Source organism: Virgibacillus dokdonensis (genome assembly GCF_900166595.1).
GTDB classification, from domain to species: domain Bacteria; phylum Bacillota; class Bacilli; order Bacillales; family Amphibacillaceae; genus Virgibacillus; species Virgibacillus dokdonensis.
Window position 1 is genome coordinate 659317 of sequence record NZ_LT745763.1, and the last position, 19698, is coordinate 679014.

General features: G+C 38.9%; 14 protein-coding genes. All 14 read left to right on the top strand.

Annotated features, from left to right (window positions below; genetic code table 11):
- Nucleotides 1-61: 61 nt before the first annotated feature.
- The 14 genes from purM (at nucleotide 62) to putP (ending at nucleotide 19347) form a co-directional block, all read left to right on the top strand.
- Nucleotides 62-1078 carry a phosphoribosylformylglycinamidine cyclo-ligase gene (gene purM, locus B2C77_RS04855; RefSeq protein ID WP_077702614.1) on the top strand — a complete coding sequence of 339 codons (1017 nt, stop codon included), beginning with the start codon at nucleotides 62-64 and terminating at the stop codon, nucleotides 1076-1078.
- The gene (purN, locus tag B2C77_RS04860) at nucleotides 1075-1650 is read left to right on the top strand and encodes a phosphoribosylglycinamide formyltransferase (RefSeq protein ID WP_141130683.1); all 576 of its coding nucleotides are present in this window, start codon (nucleotides 1075-1077) and stop codon (nucleotides 1648-1650) included. Before purM ends, purN begins: the two co-directional genes overlap by 4 nt.
- The gene (purH, locus tag B2C77_RS04865) at nucleotides 1647-3179 is read left to right on the top strand and encodes a bifunctional phosphoribosylaminoimidazolecarboxamide formyltransferase/IMP cyclohydrolase (protein WP_077702615.1); all 1533 of its coding nucleotides are present in this window, start codon (nucleotides 1647-1649) and stop codon (nucleotides 3177-3179) included. Before purN ends, purH begins: the two co-directional genes overlap by 4 nt.
- Before the next feature lie 23 nt (nucleotides 3180-3202).
- Nucleotides 3203-4444, top strand: a complete 1242-nt coding sequence (purD, locus tag B2C77_RS04870; RefSeq protein ID WP_077702616.1) for a phosphoribosylamine--glycine ligase — start codon at nucleotides 3203-3205, stop codon at nucleotides 4442-4444.
- 733 nt (nucleotides 4445-5177) lie between these two features.
- Nucleotides 5178-6920 (top strand): adenine deaminase C-terminal domain-containing protein, encoded by a 1743-nt coding sequence (locus B2C77_RS04875; protein WP_077702617.1) that lies wholly within the window; start codon nucleotides 5178-5180, stop codon nucleotides 6918-6920.
- 309 nt (nucleotides 6921-7229) lie between these two features.
- The gene (locus B2C77_RS04880) at nucleotides 7230-8243 is read left to right on the top strand and encodes a DUF3048 domain-containing protein (protein WP_077702618.1); all 1014 of its coding nucleotides are present in this window, start codon (nucleotides 7230-7232) and stop codon (nucleotides 8241-8243) included.
- Between the two features lie 18 nt (nucleotides 8244-8261).
- Nucleotides 8262-8558 carry a YerC/YecD family TrpR-related protein gene (locus B2C77_RS04885; protein ID WP_077702619.1) on the top strand — a complete coding sequence of 99 codons (297 nt, stop codon included), beginning with the start codon at nucleotides 8262-8264 and terminating at the stop codon, nucleotides 8556-8558.
- A 408-nt stretch (nucleotides 8559-8966) separates the two neighbouring features.
- Complete coding sequence (gene pcrB / locus B2C77_RS04890; RefSeq protein ID WP_141130684.1) at nucleotides 8967-9653, top strand: heptaprenylglyceryl phosphate synthase; 687 nt, start codon at nucleotides 8967-8969, stop codon at nucleotides 9651-9653.
- A 19-nt stretch (nucleotides 9654-9672) separates the two neighbouring features.
- Nucleotides 9673-11895 (top strand): DNA helicase PcrA, encoded by a 2223-nt coding sequence (pcrA, locus tag B2C77_RS04895; protein ID WP_077702621.1) that lies wholly within the window; start codon nucleotides 9673-9675, stop codon nucleotides 11893-11895.
- Between the two features lie 13 nt (nucleotides 11896-11908).
- Nucleotides 11909-13927, top strand: coding sequence for an NAD-dependent DNA ligase LigA (gene ligA / locus B2C77_RS04900; RefSeq protein ID WP_077702622.1), 2019 nt, complete (start codon nucleotides 11909-11911; stop codon nucleotides 13925-13927).
- Complete coding sequence (locus B2C77_RS04905; RefSeq protein ID WP_077702623.1) at nucleotides 13924-15033, top strand: CamS family sex pheromone protein; 1110 nt, start codon at nucleotides 13924-13926, stop codon at nucleotides 15031-15033. Before ligA ends, B2C77_RS04905 begins: the two co-directional genes overlap by 4 nt.
- A gap of 815 nt (nucleotides 15034-15848) precedes the next feature.
- Entirely contained in the window at nucleotides 15849-17132 is a 1284-nt protein-coding gene (locus B2C77_RS04910) for a helix-turn-helix domain-containing protein (protein WP_141130685.1), read from the top strand.
- Between the two features lie 20 nt (nucleotides 17133-17152).
- Entirely contained in the window at nucleotides 17153-17287 is a 135-nt protein-coding gene (locus B2C77_RS22320; RefSeq protein WP_257790341.1) for a hypothetical protein, read from the top strand.
- Nucleotides 17288-17826: 539 nt separating this feature from the next.
- Nucleotides 17827-19347, top strand: a complete 1521-nt coding sequence (gene putP / locus B2C77_RS04920) for a sodium/proline symporter PutP (protein WP_077702626.1) — start codon at nucleotides 17827-17829, stop codon at nucleotides 19345-19347.
- Nucleotides 19348-19698 lie beyond the last annotated feature (351 nt).

Below are 19698 nucleotides of genomic sequence, written 5' to 3' on the forward strand. Positions count from 1 at the left end.
GGTTAGAGTGAAGGCTTATGCAGCATTAACTTTAGATGATAGAAAAGGAGAAGTGACCATAGTGGCAAATGTATATAAACAAGCTGGCGTAGACGTTGAGAAAGGCTACGAAGCTGTGGAACGAATGAAAAAGCATATCGAGCGAACGAAAAAAAAGGAAGTGCTAGGTGAAATTGGTGCATTTGCCGGTCTGTTTGATCTGTCAGGCTTTTCCTACGAACAGCCAGTACTTGTATCAGGAACAGATGGGGTAGGAACAAAATTGAAGCTCGCGTTTGCTATGGATCAGCATCGTACCATTGGAATTGATGTTGTGGCGATGTGCGTCAATGATATTGTTGCTCAAGGGGCAAAACCACTCTTTTTCCTTGATTATATTGCTTGTGGAAAAAATGATCCGAAGCAAATAGAACAAATTGTAGCTGGGATTGCAGAAGGTTGTGTTCAGGCAGATGCAGCTTTAATCGGTGGAGAGACAGCTGAAATGCCAGGGATGTATCAAGCTGGTGAATATGATTTAGCTGGCTTTAGCGTTGGCATTGCCGAGAAAAAAGAACTCATTACAGGAGAAAACATCCAATCCGGAGACGCTATTATCGGATTGGTATCAAGTGGTATACATTCTAATGGCTATTCGCTCGTGCGTAAGTTAACGGCCGATTTAGCTTTTGATCAATCTTATAGTTTAAGTGAACCTCTAGGAGAAGCATTACTTACGCCAACACGTATTTATGCGAAGTCGATACAAAGCGTTTTAAAAACAGGGTATATAAAAGGTGTAGCTCATATTACAGGTGGAGGTTTTTACGAAAACTTCCCACGCATGGTACCAGAAAATCTAGGAGTGGATATTGATACAAAGGCGTGGGACATACCAGAAATTTTTCCATTTTTACAACAACAAGGAAAGATTGCGACAGAGGAAATGTTCGGTGTGTTTAATATGGGAATTGGGATGGCACTCGTTGTTGCGAAACAGCATGTGTCAGAAGTTATGGATCACTTAGAAACAGCAGGGGAGAAGGCATCTATTATTGGTTCGGTGACGGAACAAAAAGGAGTGCACATACGTTTATGAGTCGGGTGAAGGCAGCCGTATTTGCTTCCGGGGCAGGCAGTAATTTTCAAGCCATGCTTGACGAAAGTGACTTGGCTTGTGAGATCGTTTTATTAATCTGTGACAGACCTGAGGCAGCCGTCATAGAAAAAGCAAGGCAACATCAAATTCCTGTCTATCAGTTCGACCCGAAGCAATATGCCACGAAAGAAGCATATGAAAGAGAATTGGTGACTGTATTAAAAAAAGCGCGTGTCCAGTGGATTTTTTTAGCAGGATATATGCGTATTGTAGGTTCCTATTTACTACATGCGTATCAAGGTAAAATCGTGAATATCCACCCTTCGTTGTTGCCCGATTTCCCTGGGAAAGATGCGATTACGCAAGCTTTTGCAGCGAAAGTGGACAAAACAGGGGTAACCATTCATTTTATCGATGAAGGTATTGATACAGGACCGATCATCGCTCAACAAACAGTCGATATGTATCCAGATGATACGATTCGTTCATTAACAAAACGCATCCAGCAAGTCGAGCATAAGCTATATCCAAAAATAATTAAACAATTAGTACAAAATGAGGGAGAACTATGAAAAAACGAGCATTAATAAGTGTATATGACAAAGAAGGAATTACATCGTTTGCAAATGAATTAGTCCAGGCAGGATATGAGATTATTTCAACAGGTGGAACGCTCCATACATTACAAGCAGCTCATATTCCAGCAACTGCTGTGGAAGATATAACTGCTTTTCCAGAAATATTAGATGGTCGGGTTAAAACATTGCACCCAAACATTCATGGTGGATTACTCGCAAAACGGGGGAACAAAGCACATCTGAAAGAGCTTGAAGTGAATGCTATTACGCCAATTGATCTTGTTGTTGTTAACCTTTACCCCTTTAGGGAGACGGTAACGAACAAAGCAGCTTCTCATGAGGAAATCATTGAAAATATTGATATTGGTGGTCCTTCGATGTTGCGAGCAGCGGCTAAAAACTATCAGGCGGTAACCGTGGTTGTTGATCCAACCGATTACGAAAGCGTACTCCAAGCATTGCAAACTGGTGAAGTTACGTTAGAACAACGTCAGCAGTTAGCTGCGAAGGTATTCCAACATACAGCAGCATATGATGCACTTATTGCCTCTTACTTTACAGAAAGCACTGGAGAAGCATTTCCAGATCATTATACGATTACATATGAAAAGGTACAGACGCTACGTTATGGAGAAAATCCACATCAAGCAGCCGCTTTTTATAAGCAACCGGTTACGAAACAGCAAGGATTGGCTACAAGTGAACAATTGCATGGGAAGGAGCTTTCCTATAACAACATCCAAGATGCGAATGCGGCTTTAGAGATTTTGGCAGATTACAACGCACCTACAGCTGTCGCGGTAAAACATATGAATCCATGTGGAATTGGGACAGCAGATACGCTTGCAAAAGCATTTGCACATGCGTATGCGGCAGATCCTGTTTCCATATTTGGGGGAATTGTTGCTTGCAATCAAATAGTGGATAAGGAGACGGCGCTGCAGTTAAGCGACATCTTTTTAGAAATTGTAATCGCACCAGGCTTTACAGAAGAAGCACTGCGAATATTAACTGAAAAGAAAAATATTCGTCTTATGAAATTGCCTCGACAAGTAAATAAAGTAATCGAAAACAAATATACATCGGTTGTTGGTGGTATGTTAATTCAAACGAAAGATGAGGAACAAATTACAGCCTCCGATGTTACTGTTGCTACGAAACGAGAGCCCACGGAAAAAGAGAAGGAGCAATTACTCTTTGCGTGGAAGGCAGTCAAACATGTGAAATCCAATGCGATTGTGTTGGCAAAAGAGAATCGAACGGTCGGTATTGGTGCAGGACAAATGAATCGAGTTGGCGCTGCAAACATTGCCATTGAGCAAGCGAAAGAGCATGCAGTAGGAGCAGTTATGGCTTCGGATGCATTTTTCCCTATGCCAGACACAGTGGAAGCCGCTGCGAAAGCAGGAATTACTGCTATTATTCAGCCAGGCGGTTCTAAGCGCGATCAAGATTCCATTGATGTTTGTAACCAATATGGGATTGCAATGATTTTTACGGGCATACGTCATTTCAAACATTAATTTGGAGAGGAGCTTTTCGTTTCATGAACATTCTAGTCATTGGTCGTGGTGGTAGAGAGCATAGTATTGTAATGAAATTAAGGGAAAGTGGACAGGTTACTCAATTATACGTAGCTCCAGGAAATGGCGGGATGGTAGAGCAAGCTACTTGTGTCTCTATTGATGAAATGGATACCCAAGGGTTAATCGATTTTGCTAAGGAAAAGGCAATTGATTTAACGATTGTCGGTCCCGAAAATCCATTAAATAAAGGCATTGCGAACGCTTTTCAAAGAGAAGGGTTACGTATCTTTGCTCCAACACAAGAAGCTGCTATCCTTGAAGGAAGCAAGCAATTTGCGAAACAATTTATGGACAAGTATCATATACCAACTGCTGTTCACGAAACATTTACAGATGTGGATAAAGCAAAAGCATATATTGAATTAAAAGGAGTGCCTATTGTCATTAAAGCGGACGGGCTTGCTGCTGGTAAGGGAGTTGTTGTAGCTGAAACGAAACAAGCTGCATTTGCCGCTGTAGAAGAAATGTTAGTCGAAAAAACATTTGCCGATGCAGGGACAACCATTGTTATTGAAGAATTTTTACAAGGAAAAGAATTCTCTTTAATGGCTTTTGTTTATAACGACCAAGTGTATCCGATGGTTCCTGCTCGTGATCATAAACGCGCATTTGATTTTGATCAAGGACCGAATACTGGCGGAATGGGTGCTTTTGCGCCAGTGCCAGACGTAACACAAGCAGACTTGGACTATACGTATAAACATGTTTTACAGCCTACAGTGAACGGACTTATAGAAGAAGGAAGGCCATTTATCGGTGTGCTTTATGCAGGACTCATGAAAACGGAAACTGGCCCAAAAGTGATTGAATTTAACACTCGATTCGGTGATCCAGAAACACAAGTTGTTTTGCCATTGTTAAAAAATGATTTAGCACAAGTATGTGTAGATGTAATAGACGGTATTGATCCGAAGCTTGAATGGGAGCAAAAAGCTTGTGTCGGTGTCGTCGTAGCTGCTAGTGGTTATCCAAATGAGTATGAAAAAGGAATAGACATTCCCGCATTGCCAGCTACGCCTGCGGAGATTGTCCATGCAGGCACAAAACAAATTGGTGAACGGATGGTGACAAATGGTGGTCGTATTTTAGTATCGGCAGCTGTAGCGGATACCCTTGATGAAGCGGCTTCGTTTGCTTATGAGCCTCTCCAAGTGTTCAAAGATAGAGATGAATTCTTTTATCGAACGGACATTGCAAAATAAATGCGTGCCTATAACTTGCTAATCATGTTGAAAAAGGCTCCACACATCGTAAATGATGGTGGAGCCTTTTCCTTTTTCTTTTCACTATAGGAAAGGTAAGATTCATTATTTTATAGTATAAGCAAAACGACGAGTGTTTTTCATCAGAAAGACTTTGGGTATTCTTTCTGCGCTTTATGCCTAATGCTATTTTATTACAACACTTAAATAATAATGAACGTTTACAAAATTGAAACAATATAGCATGTGAAAATATGGTAAAATGAAGTGCAGTTAACCATCTTTGTGTAAGGTGAGACGTTCGTCAGTTAAAGACGTACGTATCTGTCATAAATTTAGAAGTAGTTATTTAAGCTAACATCAACCGAAAGTAAGGCGTTATCAATGAATCATGGTATTTTTTTCCTTTTTACTTGTTCCTATACTAGATACATGTTAATGTACAAGAAAGCGTGTGTCATTTTTTTATACTATAGAAAAGCAAAGGCTTTCGCCAAGACGTAGCGATAAGCCAAGTTGTTCTAATCGTATAAGCAAAAAGAAGACTTTTACTTTGAAGATGGAACGACAAGCCAAGGTTTTTTGAAAAATCTTATCTTCATGCAGAAAGTTCAAACACTTAAATAACTTATTGATTTACAACAGATGAAATTATACTGCCTGGTGTTTAAAAAACCACGCATTGAAACTTCAGATAATAAAAGCAAATGTTACGTTTATGGGGGAGATGTTCATGTTACGAAATGGATTTTATTGGAGGAACCGTGAGATGAGGCAGCATGTCAGAGTCGTCGATGGAGAAGTAGCTCCAACGATCGTGCTGGAAAACGCGACTTACTTGAATGCGTATACGAAACAATGGGTAGAATCCAATATTTGGATGTATGAAGATCGGATTGTTTATGTGGGGGAGCAAATGCCAGATAATTTACACGATACAGAGGTTGTAGACTGTACAGGGAAGTATATCGTTTCAGGTTATATTGAGCCGCATGCCCACCCCTTTCAATTGTATAATCCGGAACAATTGGCATTGCACGCAGCTAAAACAGGCACAACAACATTAATCAATGACAATTTATTATGGTTATTTATGTTAAACAAAAAGAAAGCGTTTTCGATTTTGGAGGAGTTTAGCAAGCACCCTGTGTCTATGTATTGGTGGGCTCGATTTGATCCGCAGACGGAGTTGCAGGGGGAGCATGGTTTATTTCAGACAGAAGATGTTTTATCGTGGGTAAAACATCCTGCGGTAGTTCAGGGTGGTGAACTCACTTCCTGGCCAGATCTCCTAGCAGGTGACGATATTTTATTATATTGGATTCAAGAAACGAAAAATCAGCGTAAACCTGTGGAAGGACATTTCCCGGGCGCTTCTGAACGGACCTTAACAAAAATGAAACTACTTGGTGTTAATGCGGATCATGAATCGATTTCTGGAGAGGAGATTTTACGACGTCTACGACTAGGCTATCATGTAGGCTTGCGATATTCATCGATACGCCCCGATTTACCAAATTTGATAGAGGAGATGCTTGCAGCAGGGTTGACATCCTTTGAAAATTTAACCTTTACAACAGATGGAGCGACACCTGCTTTTTATGAAACAGGGCTTATTAATCAGTGTATCGACATTGCTATAAAAAAAGGAATACCTATTGAAGAAGCTTATTTAATGGGCAGTTTCTACGCTGCTAAGCATTTACGAATGGAAGAACAGCTAGGAAGCATTGCGCCTGGTCGATTTGCCCATATTAATATTTTAACAGAAAAAGATAATCCTCATCCAGAGAGTGTGCTGTCAAAAGGAAAATGGATTGTAAAACATGGCGAACAGCAAAAAATGCAAGCCCAAATCCCGTGGTCAAAATATCACATCAAGCCACTAGATTTAGATTGGGAAATAAGCTATAAAGAATTACAATTTTCCGTTCCAATTGGTTTGGAAATGGTCAACGATGTGATTATGACGCCATATCCAATTGAAGTGGATATAACCGTTGAAGAACTTCCTGCCGAAACAACGGATTCCTTTTTAATTTTACTTGATCGACATGGCAAATGGCGTGTGAATACGACTTTACGAGGATTTACGAATGAATTAGGTGCTATTGCGAGCTCTTATTCTGTGTCTGGCGATTTTGTATTTATTGGAAAAAGAAAAAGTGATTTGTTACTTGCTGGTAAACGTGTAAAAGAGTTAGGCGGGGGGATTGTTATTGTCCATCATGGAGAAATATTATTAGAAATTCCACTCCAACTTGGTGGGATGATGTATGCTGGAGAGATGGACGAACTGATTAAACAGGAAAAAGAATTAAAACAGATTTTACAATCATTTGGGTATCCATTTTCTGACCCTGTGTATTCGATATTTTTCTTATCCTCTACGCACTTACCTTATGTGCGTATTACACCACAGGGAATTATGGATGTGAAGCAAAAGGAGCTCCTATTCCCTGCAACGATGTGTTAGCGTATAATAAACGAGGCAGCTTGTTTGTTATGTATTAAAAGTTAGAAAAAGCCATAAACAAACGTACCGTGGTAAGCGCTGTAGTCCATATTACTATAGGAAAGCAAAAAAGTTTAAAGGTTTATAGTATAAGAAAAACTGCGGCTTCCGCCATAGGACTTGGCGATAAGCCAAGTTTTTCTAATAAGTGTAATACAGCGCTGACCAAACTTTTTATAGGATAAGAAGTCGCATTACTCGTATTGGGGGCATTTGATAACCCCCCTGTCGAGCATGCAATATGAAAAGGCAATCGAAGGAGGAAATAGTATGCGAAAAGTTTTATTCCTAGTAGTTATCATAGCAATTGTTTTTATTGCAGGTTGTAAAGATGAAGAGGATGTGGGGAAGGACAACGAAAAAGGTGATGATAAAAATGCTGCATATGCTTTGACAGGTCTTTCTGCAGATGGAGCAACAGATAACAGAATGGTTGCTGTCATGGTAAATAATCATCCAAAAGCAAGGCCGCAAACGGGTTTATCACAAGCAGATATTGTTTTCGAAATGCTAGCTGAAGGGAACATTACGCGATTTCTAGCGCTTTACCAAAGTGAGCTACCTGATGTTATTGGCCCTGTTCGCAGTGCGCGGGAGTATTATTTTGATTTAGCCCAAGGGTATAATGCTATTTACGTGCATCACGGCGCTGCTGATTTTATTAATCAAAAGATGAAAGATAAAGGAATTGACCATCTGAACGGCTCGCTTTATGATAATGATGGTAACTTATTTAAACGGGAGGTTTTTCGTAAAGCGCCTCATAACTCGTATTTACAAACCGATGCGATATATGAAATAGCGGAAGAAAAAGGGTATGATGTAACTGCTACATATGAATCATTGCCATTTCTTGAAACGGATGCTGAAATTGCCGGTTCTCCTGCACCAAAGGTTACCGTTAGTTATGCAAATAATCCAAATGAAATGATACAATATATATTTAAAGAGGACAGTGGAACGTATAAGCGCTATAATGGAGAGCAGCAAACTGTAGAAGTGGATACGGAAGAGCCAATTGAAATAAGTAATGTATTCATTATCGAAGCAAGTCATCAAGTAATTGACCAAGAGGGACGCCGCGCTATTGATTTAGAATCCGGCGGTGAGGCTTATTTATTACAAAACGGTGTGATGCAAGAAATACAATGGGAAAATCGAGCTGGCAGAATCATCCCTGTAAAGAATAATAAGGAAGTACCGTTTGTTCCGGGGAAAACATGGGTTAATGTTATTCCTCAACAACCTGGATTGCAAGACATTGTAACGATATCAATTGATTAATGGGGAGGAGGCCGAGATGTGCAAATTGATAAATTACGTGGACAACATTTAGATGAACTATTTGAAGCTATCCTATCATTAAAAGATAAAGAAGAATGCTACCACTTTTTTGATGACATAGCGACAATGTCTGAGATTCAATCGCTGTCACAGCGCCTGCAAGTAGCTAAAATGTTAACACAAGGTGCTACGTATAATGCGATTGAAGAAAAGACAAATGCTTCAACGGCTACTATTTCACGAGTACGGAGATGTATCAATTACGGAAGTGATGGTTATAAAATCGTGCTTGATCGGATAATGGAAGATAAATAGGTATCATCGTATAGAAAAATTCGTCACCATTTTTTTGGTGGCGTCTTTTATTGCACTTTAGGAAAAAACACCCCTTTTTCCTAATAGGATAAGTAAGTATAAAAAATTTCATGCTATGGGATAACCAAATAACGGAATAAGCCCCGTCCGGCTCCAACACCCAGCAACTAGGCGACTTCACGAATCGCCCTACGATAAGTCACCATCGGTTCGTTCTAAATAGGAAGGCCGACTAAAGACGGGCTTGCCGGAGGGCGCCGGCATACTCCTGTTGCAGGAGCATGATTCCTAAAACTTTCGTTGATTCGTTCCACTCCGTTGCTAAACGGGCGCTTGCGCCTTTGTTCATTCCATAAAGGATTTTTGGTATAATGAACTAACGGATAAACAATATGGAGGATTTGAATCGTGAATACGTTATTAAAACAATGGGAACACATATTTAAGCTTGATCCAGCAAAAGAAATAACGGATGAGGATTTAGAGAAAATCTGCGAGTCTGGTACGGATGCAATTATCGTTGGTGGTACGGATAATATTACCTTAGACAGCGTATTAGATTTACTATCCCGCATTCGTCGATATACAGTGCCTTGTATTTTAGAAATATCATCCATGGATGCCATTACGCCAGGATTTGATTATTATTATATTCCTATGGTGCTTAATTCAAAAGAGAAAAAATGGATGATGGATATGCAACATCAGGCCATTAAAGATTATGTAGATATGATGGAGTTTAGCGAAATTTTCTTTGAAGGGTATTGCATTTTGAACGAGGATGCAAAAGCATTTACCTATACGAATAGTTATTTACCAGATGAGGAAGATGTCATTGCTTATGCGTATATGGTAGATAAAGTATTTCACTTGCCTATATTTTACTTGGAGTATAGCGGAAGATATGGCGATCCAGCTCTGGTTGCCAAGGTAAAAGCGCAGTTACAGCATGCCACCCTTTTTTACGGTGGAGGTATAGAAACTGCTGCACAAGCGAAGGAAATGAAACAGAACGCCGATGTCATCGTTGTTGGCAACAGTATATATACGAATATGAAGCAAGCTTTACAAACCGTTTCTGCGGTAAAAGAGTAATCAGTTAGGCGGTGATAGAATGAGTCAAACAAAGGAAACATTATTAAAAGGATTGAATCAACAACAGCGAGAAGCTGTGATGCATACGGACGGCCCACTCCTTATTATGGCTGGTGCTGGAAGTGGAAAGACACGTGTATTGACGCATCGAATTGCTTATTTATTAGCAGAGAAGAACGTTTCTGCTCGTAATGTGCTAGCTATTACATTTACAAATAAAGCGGCTAGAGAAATGAAAGAACGTGTGAAAAGGTTAGTTGGACCTGAAAGTGAGTATATGTGGGTATCGACTTTTCACTCGATGTGTGTACGCATTTTACGTAGGGACATTGACCGCATTGGCTATAATAGTAATTTTACTATTTTAGATAGCAGTGATCAGCTATCGGTCGTCAAGCAAGTGCTTAAAAATTTGAATATAGATCCGAAAAAAATGGAACCAAGGGCGATGCTTGGTCAAATTAGTGCTGCCAAAAACGAACTCATTACACCAGAAGAATATAATAAACGCGTAGGTAACTTTTTTGAACGGCAAGTAGGACAAGTATATGAAGCGTATCAAAAGATGATTGTAAAAAACCAATCGCTTGATTTTGATGATTTGATTATGCAAACCATTCATTTATTTAAACGTGTACCAGAAGTGTTGGAATACTACCAACGCCGTTTTCAATATATTCATGTTGATGAGTATCAAGATACGAACCACGCGCAATATGCACTTGTAAAAATGCTAGCGAGTCGTTATCAAAACTTATGTGTTGTCGGTGATTCCGATCAGTCCATTTACCGCTGGCGAGGTGCTGATATTGCGAATATCCTAACCTTTGAAAAGGATTATCCGACCTCAAGAACCATTATGTTGGAACAAAATTACCGCTCGACAAAGTCTATTTTAGCTGCTGCGAACCATGTGATTGATAATAACACAAGCAGGAAGCCAAAAAAGCTATGGACGGAAAATGAGGATGGCAAACAAATTCATTACTTTCAAGGTGCAACGGAGCAAGAGGAAGCTTTATTTGTCACGGAAAAAATTCAGCAATTAACTCGAGAAGGGGAATACTCCCCAAGTGATGTGGCGATACTATATCGAACGAATGCACAATCTCGTGCTATTGAGGATACCTTGGTGAAATCGAATATGGCGTATCAAATGGTAGGCGGTACGAAATTCTATGAGCGCAAAGAAATTAAGGACATTATTGCTTACTTGCGCTTAATTGCCAATCCTAATGATGATTTAAGCTTTGAGCGTGTTGTCAATGTGCCGAAACGAGGAATTGGGAAAACGTCGGTGGAACGTTTGCGCGAATATGCTGCTCTTCACGATATCTCTATTAATGATGCAGTGAAGGAAGTCGATTTTACGGGCGTATCTAAAAAAGCAGCTAACGCACTTGCTGCATTTTCAAGTCTCATTCAATCGTTGTCGCAACAACAGGAGTTTTTAACAGCTACAGATATGGTAGAGGCTGTATTAACGCGAACCGGCTATGAAACGATGTTGAAAAATGAGCGATCTATCGAAGCACAAAGCCGTTTGGAAAACTTAGAAGAATTCATGACGGTTACGCAAGATTTTGAAGCAGCTAGTGAAGATAAAACACTTGTTGCCTTTTTGACAGATTTAGCGTTAATTGCTGATATTGATCAAGTAGATGAAGAGGAAATAGAAGCAGAAGATAAAATTACATTAATGACATTACATGCAGCAAAAGGATTAGAATTTCCAGTTGTATTTTTGATCGGTATGGAAGAAAATGTTTTCCCGCATAGCCGATCCATGTTTGATGACGAAGAAATGGAAGAAGAACGTCGATTAGCTTATGTCGGTATTACGCGTGCTGAAAAAGAACTTTATCTCACCCATGCGCGTATGCGAACCTTGTTTGGACGAACGAATATGAATCCTATTAGCCGGTTTATTAATGAAATACCGGAAGAATTAATAGCAGGTATCGAAGTAGCTAACGATGCCATGTTTGGCAGAAGAAGTACAGAACCGAAGCCGAATAGAGCGCAACCGATGAAGCGTAAAGCACAGCAAATGCAGAAAACATCCGGTGCTGAAAATGAAATGTGGTCATCTGGCGATAAAGCGAACCATAAAAAATGGGGCGTTGGTACGGTTGTAAAAGTAAGTGGAGAAGGTGAAGCAATGGAGCTTGATATTGCTTTCCCTGCACCAGTCGGCATTAAACGTGTACTAGCAAAATTTGCACCAATTACGAAACAATAAGGGAGGTGCTTGGATGGACAAACAACAAGCACAAGAGAAAATAAAACAGCTTACGACGCTTTTAAATCAATATAATTATGAGTATCATGTGCTCGATAAGCCATCTGTGGAAGATGCGGTTTATGACCAAAAAATGCGCGAGCTTCGTGAGCTAGAAGAAGCGTATCCAGAGTTTCAAGAGCCAGATTCTCCTACACAGCGTGTTGGTGGAGAGCCGCTGGAAGAATTTCATAAAGTGGAGCACCGTATTCCTATGCTTAGCTTGGCAAATGCTTTTAATGAACAAGATATTCGCGATTTTGTTAAAAGGGCGAGTCAAGGAATGGAAGAGACAATAAGCTTCGTTTGTGAGTTAAAAATTGATGGATTAGCAGTTTCTTTAACATACGAAGATGGCAAGTTTGTTCGTGGAGCAACACGTGGTGACGGAACGATAGGTGAAGATATTACAAGTAATTTACGAACAATCCGTAGCATTCCATTAACAATTAGAGAAAATGAAACATTGGAAATACGTGGAGAAGCGTTTATGCCACATAAATCCTTTTTAGCTTTAAACAAAGAACGAGAAGCAAAAGGGGAAGAACCATTTGCCAATCCGCGGAACGCAGCGGCTGGTTCTTTACGCCAGCTTGATCCGAAAATTGCCGCGAAACGAAACCTCGACATTTTTTTGTATGGGGTTGGCGAATGGGATAATAGCAATGTAACGAAACATAGTGAACGGTTAGAACGGTTAAAAGAATTAGGTTTAAAGGTTAACCCAGAATGGAGAAAATGTGACTCCGTAGAAGAAGTGATGGCGTATGTGCAATATTGGACGACAGAACGACCACACCTAGATTATGAAATTGATGGGATCGTTATTAAAGTAGATGACATTAACCAGCAAGAAAAATTAGGTTATACTGCAAAAAGTCCACGTTGGGCAATTGCTTATAAGTTTCCGGCTGAGGAAGCCGTAACGAAACTGACAGATATTGAATTAAGCGTTGGTAGGACAGGTGTAGTTACACCGACAGCGATTTTAAATCCAGTAAAAGTTGCTGGCACAACTGTTCAACGTGCTTCTCTTCATAATGAAGATTTAATACGGGAACAGGATATTCGCATTGGCGACACGGTCGTGGTTAAAAAAGCGGGAGATATTATTCCTAAAGTAGTTCGAGCTGTGGTAGAAGAACGAACAGGGGAAGAGCAAGAATTTCATATGCCGGAGGAGTGTCCTGCATGTGGCAGTGAATTAGTCCGTTTAGAGGAAGAGGTTGCTTTACGTTGTATTAACCCAAATTGCCCTGCGCAACTAAAAGAAGGGCTTATCCATTTTGTATCTAGGAATGCTATGAATATTGATGGCCTTGGAGAAAAGGTAATCGTTCAGCTATTCCAAGCTGATTTGGTGAAAACAATTGCTGATATTTACCGTCTGGAAAGAACAGAACTTTTAAAACTGGAACGGATGGGAGAAAAATCAGTTACCAATTTATTAGAAGCGATTGAAGCTTCAAAAGCAAATTCACTGGAAAAATTATTATTTGGTCTTGGCATTCGTTTTGTTGGAGCAAAGGCTGCCAAAACATTAGCGATGGAATTTGAAACGATGGAAAAGCTGCAACAAGCAACGTATGATGATTTAGTAGCAATTAATGAAATTGGCGAAAAAATGGCTGACTCTATCGTACAATATTTTCAAGAACAACAAGTGATGGATCTTTTAGAAGAATTGCGTAGCCTTGGTGTTAATATGTCTTATTTAGGCGTAAAACCTACAGAAACAGCTCAAACAAGTGCATTTAGCGGGAAAACGGTTGTGTTAACAGGAAAAATGGAAATATATACACGCACCGAAGCAAAACAATTCATTGAAGACTTAGGTGGGAATGTAACTGGGAGCGTCAGTAAAAAGACAGATTTAGTCATTGCTGGTGTAGATGCAGGTTCCAAGTTAGCAAAAGCAGAAAAACTTGGGGTTGAAGTTTGGGATGAATCTCAATTTGAGCAGGTCATGAAAAACGAGGGAGTGGGATCGTGAAAAAGACAATGATTTGGTTCATAGGTGCACTATTGCTGCTCACGAGCTGCGCCCCCAATATGAACGAAGAGGAAGTTTTACAGGAAAAAGAATCAAATTCAAATGAAGAGCAGGCGATTGTTCCTAGCTATCAGCTTTCAGATGATAATTATAAAATGATTATTCCGTTTAAGCCAGGTAAAGCCAGAGGTGTGATTGTAAGTCAAGTTGCTAATCGTCTTGATATAGACGAAGTGGAGGAGGGCTTACGGCGACATTCTAAATCGGTGTTTGATCCCAAAAAGTATTTATTCCAAGAAGGGCAATACATTGATGAAGAAACAGTTATAGAGTGGATTGATGCATTGAATCCAAAGAAGAAAGAAGGAGGGTCGGAGAAGTATCATAGGGAGAATCCTCGTTACCTTTCTCATATTCTAGAGCAAAATTATTTAGTCAAAAAGGACGATAATACAGTATCACTAGCAGGTGTTTCGATCGGGATTGCGATGAAATCTACCTACCAATTTCAAACGGAAACGGGTGGTCCAACGTACGAAGAGGATATTAGCAAATCAGAAATGATGAAACAAGCAAATAAAATTGCTAATAAGCTTCTTGAAGATATACGTAAAATCGAAGGATTAGAAAATGTTCCGATTATGATGGCAATTTATCGCGAAGAGGATCAATCTTCCCCTGTTCCAGGTAATTTTGTCGCTAAAACGAATATACCAGCAGACAGCTCTTCTGTTGGGGAGTGGGACTCCATTAAAGAGAAGTATGTATTATTCCCGTCAGAAGAAGGAAAAAAAGATTATTTTGAAGATCATGAACTAGTGACGAATTTCGGTAAGGAAATCGCTAGTTATTTTCCGAATTATGTCGGTGTTGTCGGTGAAGGATTCTACGTAAATGATGAACTGCAAAAGATGACGCTTGAGATCCCAATTGAGTTTTATGGGAAAGGCGAAGTAGTTGGCTTTACCCAATATGCTTACGGATTAGTCCAAGAAATGTTTTCAGACCATTACGGTTTAGAAGTCAAAATAACATCCAGTGATAAACTAGAAAGTATCATTTATCGAAATCCTGGTTCAAAAAAGCCAACAGTAAATATTTTATAATTGTTCGGAAAAAGCACTCCTGTATAATAGATGGCGCTTAGTCATGCCATTTTGTATGATAGACCTTCTCGTGCGGTAGCTTTTGAAGGATATTCACAAACAGGAAGAGGCTGCTTTGTATGAAAAATCTCGTGTTCCTTAATAGGAGAATGGCGTCTCCTGTGTGAGACAGGATGATTTTGTTGCTTCTTCTTTACCTTAAAGTGGCTTTCATTATAAATGATAGCACTTTAATGGGAATTACAGAAAGTTCGTCGTGTACGATTAGTCCCCCATTCGAGCGATTACGGTTCTTATGAATTACCCAAGGTAAACCTGCATGGAAGAGGTTTCTCCCATGCAGGTATTTAACAGTTTGCCAGATAAGAAGATGAAGCCTCTGAGTTGAAGGTATTGGTAACTAACGATTGATGAAAGACAACGTGTATCCCGGCGCCACCGTAATTTGAAGGAAATTGGAAAAAGAAGAAAGTGGATTACTTCTCAATTTACACTAGGGGAAACGCTTGCTGCATAAAGTTTTTGTTTGATGACGTGCATTTTTTTAAGGTCTTATTTCCTAAAAAAATTTAATTTGAAGGTAAACAATGGACGGACAATATAATTTTTTCTACGCATAAAGTATTACTTCCTATTACGTTGTTTTTTACAACTTTATACAACAAGGACACAGACTTTCCTAAATGAAGAAAAAGAAGAAAGATTTCAGTCTATTTTACAGTAGTAACCCCCGCAAAAACGAACCATTTTCCCAATATGAATTATCTGAATTTATGTTATAATGAAACTATACAAAGTTTAAAAATTTATTGGAGATGGTGGGTGGGAATTTGGTAGACGTTGGTCCTTTCATCAAATTACAACGAACGAAGCGACAAATGACGCAAGAAGAATTGTCGGAAGGAATCGTTTCATTGTCTTATTTATCCAAGATTGAAAATAAAAAGACGAAGGCAAGCCCAGAAATCATTCAATTACTTTGTAATCGATTAGGAATTGAATTTGCAGAAGAAACGAATTCCCACATCGAAGAGAAATGTCAACAATGGTATGAAATGCTCTTTGACCACTGTGATAAACAAGAAATGACCGACCGTTATGAAGAATTGCAAGTGATTATGAATCAAAGTATTAATGAAAACTTTATTATGTTTGAAATACATCAGATTCGTTATTATAGTGTTTTACGTGATTTTAATAAAGCGCTAGCAAAAATTAATGAGCTACATGAATTAGCAGATTCTTTTAATCCAAAACATGAATATTATTGGTGCAAGTTTAAGGGTGGTTATTATTCGCTTCAAGACAAGCATGCTAAAGCGATGAAATTGTTTAAGCAGGCCCAAGAAAAAATCCCGCTTGCCAATTTAAATGAGGTGGAAATAGCTGACCTGAAATATGGATTAGCTGTTACTCATAGTCAACTATGGCAACAGTTGGAGTGTTTGGATTATACACAAGAAGCAATGGAAGTATTTCAACGCGAATATAATTTTGATCGCTGTGGTCAATGCCATATTTTATTTGGCATCTCTTACCAAAGGTTTAAGAAATATGAAAAAGCAATTAAAAACTTTCAATTAGCAAAACATTTAGGCGAACTGTGTGATAACCAAGATGTGATTAGTTTAGCACATCAAAATTTAGGTTACCTGTACTCGTCTACTGGAAATTCGGAAGAAGCAATCAAAAATTATTTGTTAGCTATTGAGGACAAAGATGTAGATACTGATCATCTTTTATCAACTTATACTTGTTTAATTGAAGAATATTATCATGTTAAACAATATGAGAAAGTAGAGCAAATTTTACGAGAAGCTAAAGAATTATTATCAAAAGTCAAGTATTCAGATTTATATAAATTATATGACTATAATATTAAAGTGTATACACACTTAATAAATGAAGAATTTAGTAAGTTTAAAGTGTTATTAACAGATGAATTTATACCGTACCTTAAACAAGCAGGTGAGCATAGTGATTTAGTATTTTTTGCTAAATTACTCGCTAACCATTTAGAGGAATGGGGAAAGTATAAAGAATCTGTTCAATATTATAAGTTAGCAAGCTTAAGCTATGAGGAATTTGTCAACATGTAACTTAAATAAGGGGGGATATATTGAAAAAAGGAATAATGTCCATACTATGTGGGGCATTACTAATTGGCGGATTTTTATTTACAGAACAGCAATTTTCAGATGATGCTGGAAGGAGTAACCATCCTAAAAAATTCATGTCTGCCCAAATTGAATAGTTTTAATTGATTTATATTCTTTTCAATCTATTTTAACTTTTTTACCCTATTATGATAGAATCTTTCCCAGAGTGGCGTGGAACCCGTTCTGGGATTTTTTTGTTTAGCTGTTGTGCGAGTCGCTCTTGCTTTCGGTCGGAAGTCGTTCTCATGCGTAAAAATCGCCCACCGACGCGCAAAATCGCTCATGCTCGCCCCGAATTCGCTTCCGTTCATCGCAAACTCGCTCACCCTCGCAAGGAGTCGCTCCTGTGCATCGCAAATTCGCTCACCCCCGTCGAAAATTCTCGAAATAAGGTGTCCGTTTGTTTACAGTTTTGTCAAAAATGGTACTATATTATTACAATATTCTTTTATAAAAGAATATTGGATGTATTGGGAAGTTGTTTTGCATATTGTAAAGGTAAAAGTAACAAAGGGGGGAGACAGAAATGGAATACACGATACAGGGGGCGACTTGGTTTTGGTTATTTGTCCCTATGCCTGTAATACTTATTTTATCTTTTATTACTTTATTTACAGAAGGGAGAAAATAACCGTTGACTACAGCGACGCTTATCACATTTATTGTTTATTTAGCAGGAATGTTACTTATTGGTATTATGATGTACTATCGCACGAATAATTTATCGGATTATGTATTAGGAGGTAGAGGGTTAGGCCCAGGGGTTGCTGCTCTAAGTGCAGGTGCTTCCGATATGAGTGGTTGGCTGCTACTCGGTCTGCCTGGGGCTATTTATGCTTCTGGTATGTCAGAGGCGTGGATGGGGATTGGCCTTGCTACTGGTGCATATTTAAATTGGCAATTTGTCGCAAAAAGGTTACGTGTTTATACGGAAGTTAGTAATAATTCCATTACAATTCCAGATTTTCTAGCCAATCGTTTTAAAGATCAATCACATATTTTACGTGTGATTGCTGCGTTAGTCATTCTATTATTTTTTACGTTTTACACTTCATCTGGGATGGTTGGTGGTGCAAAACTCTTTGAAGCGTCGTTTGGACTTTCGTATGAAACAGCACTATGGATTGGTGGCATTATTGTTATTTCTTATACATTATTAGGAGGTTTCTTAGCTGTAGCTTGGACTGATTTTGTGCAAGGGTTACTCATGTTTCTTGCATTGCTAGTAGTTCCCATTGTCGCTCTAACACAAATGGGAGGATGGAATGCGGCTGTGCAAGCGGTCGGTGAGATTCATCCTTCTCACTTAAATATGGTGGAAGGTGTTGGGATAATGGCGATTATTTCTTCCGTTGCATGGGGTCTCGGTTATTTTGGTCAGCCGCATATATTAGTTCGGTTTATGGCTTTACGCTCGCATAAAGATGTCCCAAAAGCGAGATTTATTGGAACTGCATGGATGGTACTCGGGTTATATGGCGCTATTTTTACAGGGTTTGTTGGACTTGCATTTATAAGCACCCAAGAAGTGCCGATATTATCTGAATTTGGTATTCAAGTTGTAAATGAAAATGGAATACAAATGCTAGCCGATTCGGAGAAAATTTTCATTGCGTTTTCGCAAATTCTATTTCATCCAGTTGTTGCTGGGATTTTATTAGCAGCTATTTTATCAGCTATTATGAGTACGATAGATTCCCAGTTACTTGTGTCTTCTTCGGCAGTCGCGGAGGATTTTTATAAAGCTATTTTCCGCAAGCAAGCGACAGACAAGGAACTCGTATGGGTTGGTAGACTTGCTACGGTAGTTATTGCATTCATTGCACTTATGATTGCCCTGAATCCTGAAAGCTCTGTGTTGGAATTAGTTAGCTATGCGTGGGCTGGGTTTGGTGCAGCTTTTGGTCCTATTATTCTATTATCATTATTTTGGAGTCGAATTACACGTAATGGTGCGCTTGCTGGTATAGTAGTTGGTGCTGCAACGGTCATTATTTGGGGAGAATTTTTATCTGGAGGGATTTTTGATCTGTATGAAATTGTTCCCGGGTTTCTATTCAATTTAGTTACGACGATTGTAGTTAGTTTATTACAAAAGCCAAATGAGGATCTTATTGCTGATTATGATGAAACGGTGAAGCAATTGAAAGCGTAATCACGTTCATGCAAAAAAATAAATAAGGTAAGTCATATGGATGAAACAATGCATGGCATATGGCTTACCTTGTTATTTGAGTTGGAGATGAAAAATCGGAAAACGAGCTTGTATTCTCCAAAAAGTTTGCTATGAACCTTTTTCTTACAGGTCTATATGTATCCATTGCACTCATTCTAACTGTACTACTCTACTTTAGTTGCTTAGTCATAGGGTATTCTGCTATTATCAATAGTGTTAAGAACGTTTCATTTGCGTACGAAGATTGTGAATTTTAGCTAAGCAAAAAGCAACATTTATATTTAATAAAAACGTAGCCGTTGTATTATCCTATATATGGTTGCCCTTTCG

Excerpts from the sequence above, each read along its gene's own strand:
- purN (WP_141130683.1), top strand. The coding sequence starts at position 1,075 with ATGAGTCGGGTGAAGGCAGCCGTATTTGCTTCCGGGGCAGGCAGTAAT.
- purH (WP_077702615.1), top strand. The coding sequence starts at position 1,647 with ATGAAAAAACGAGCATTAATAAGTGTATATGACAAAGAAGGAATTACA.
- purD (WP_077702616.1), top strand. The coding sequence starts at position 3,203 with ATGAACATTCTAGTCATTGGTCGTGGTGGTAGAGAGCATAGTATTGTA.
- B2C77_RS04875 (WP_077702617.1), top strand. The coding sequence starts at position 5,178 with ATGTTACGAAATGGATTTTATTGGAGGAACCGTGAGATGAGGCAGCAT.
- B2C77_RS04880 (WP_077702618.1), top strand. The coding sequence starts at position 7,230 with ATGCGAAAAGTTTTATTCCTAGTAGTTATCATAGCAATTGTTTTTATT.
- pcrA (WP_077702621.1), top strand. The coding sequence starts at position 9,673 with ATGAGTCAAACAAAGGAAACATTATTAAAAGGATTGAATCAACAACAG.
- ligA (WP_077702622.1), top strand. The coding sequence starts at position 11,909 with ATGGACAAACAACAAGCACAAGAGAAAATAAAACAGCTTACGACGCTT.
- B2C77_RS04910 (WP_141130685.1), top strand. The coding sequence starts at position 15,849 with ATGGTGGGTGGGAATTTGGTAGACGTTGGTCCTTTCATCAAATTACAA.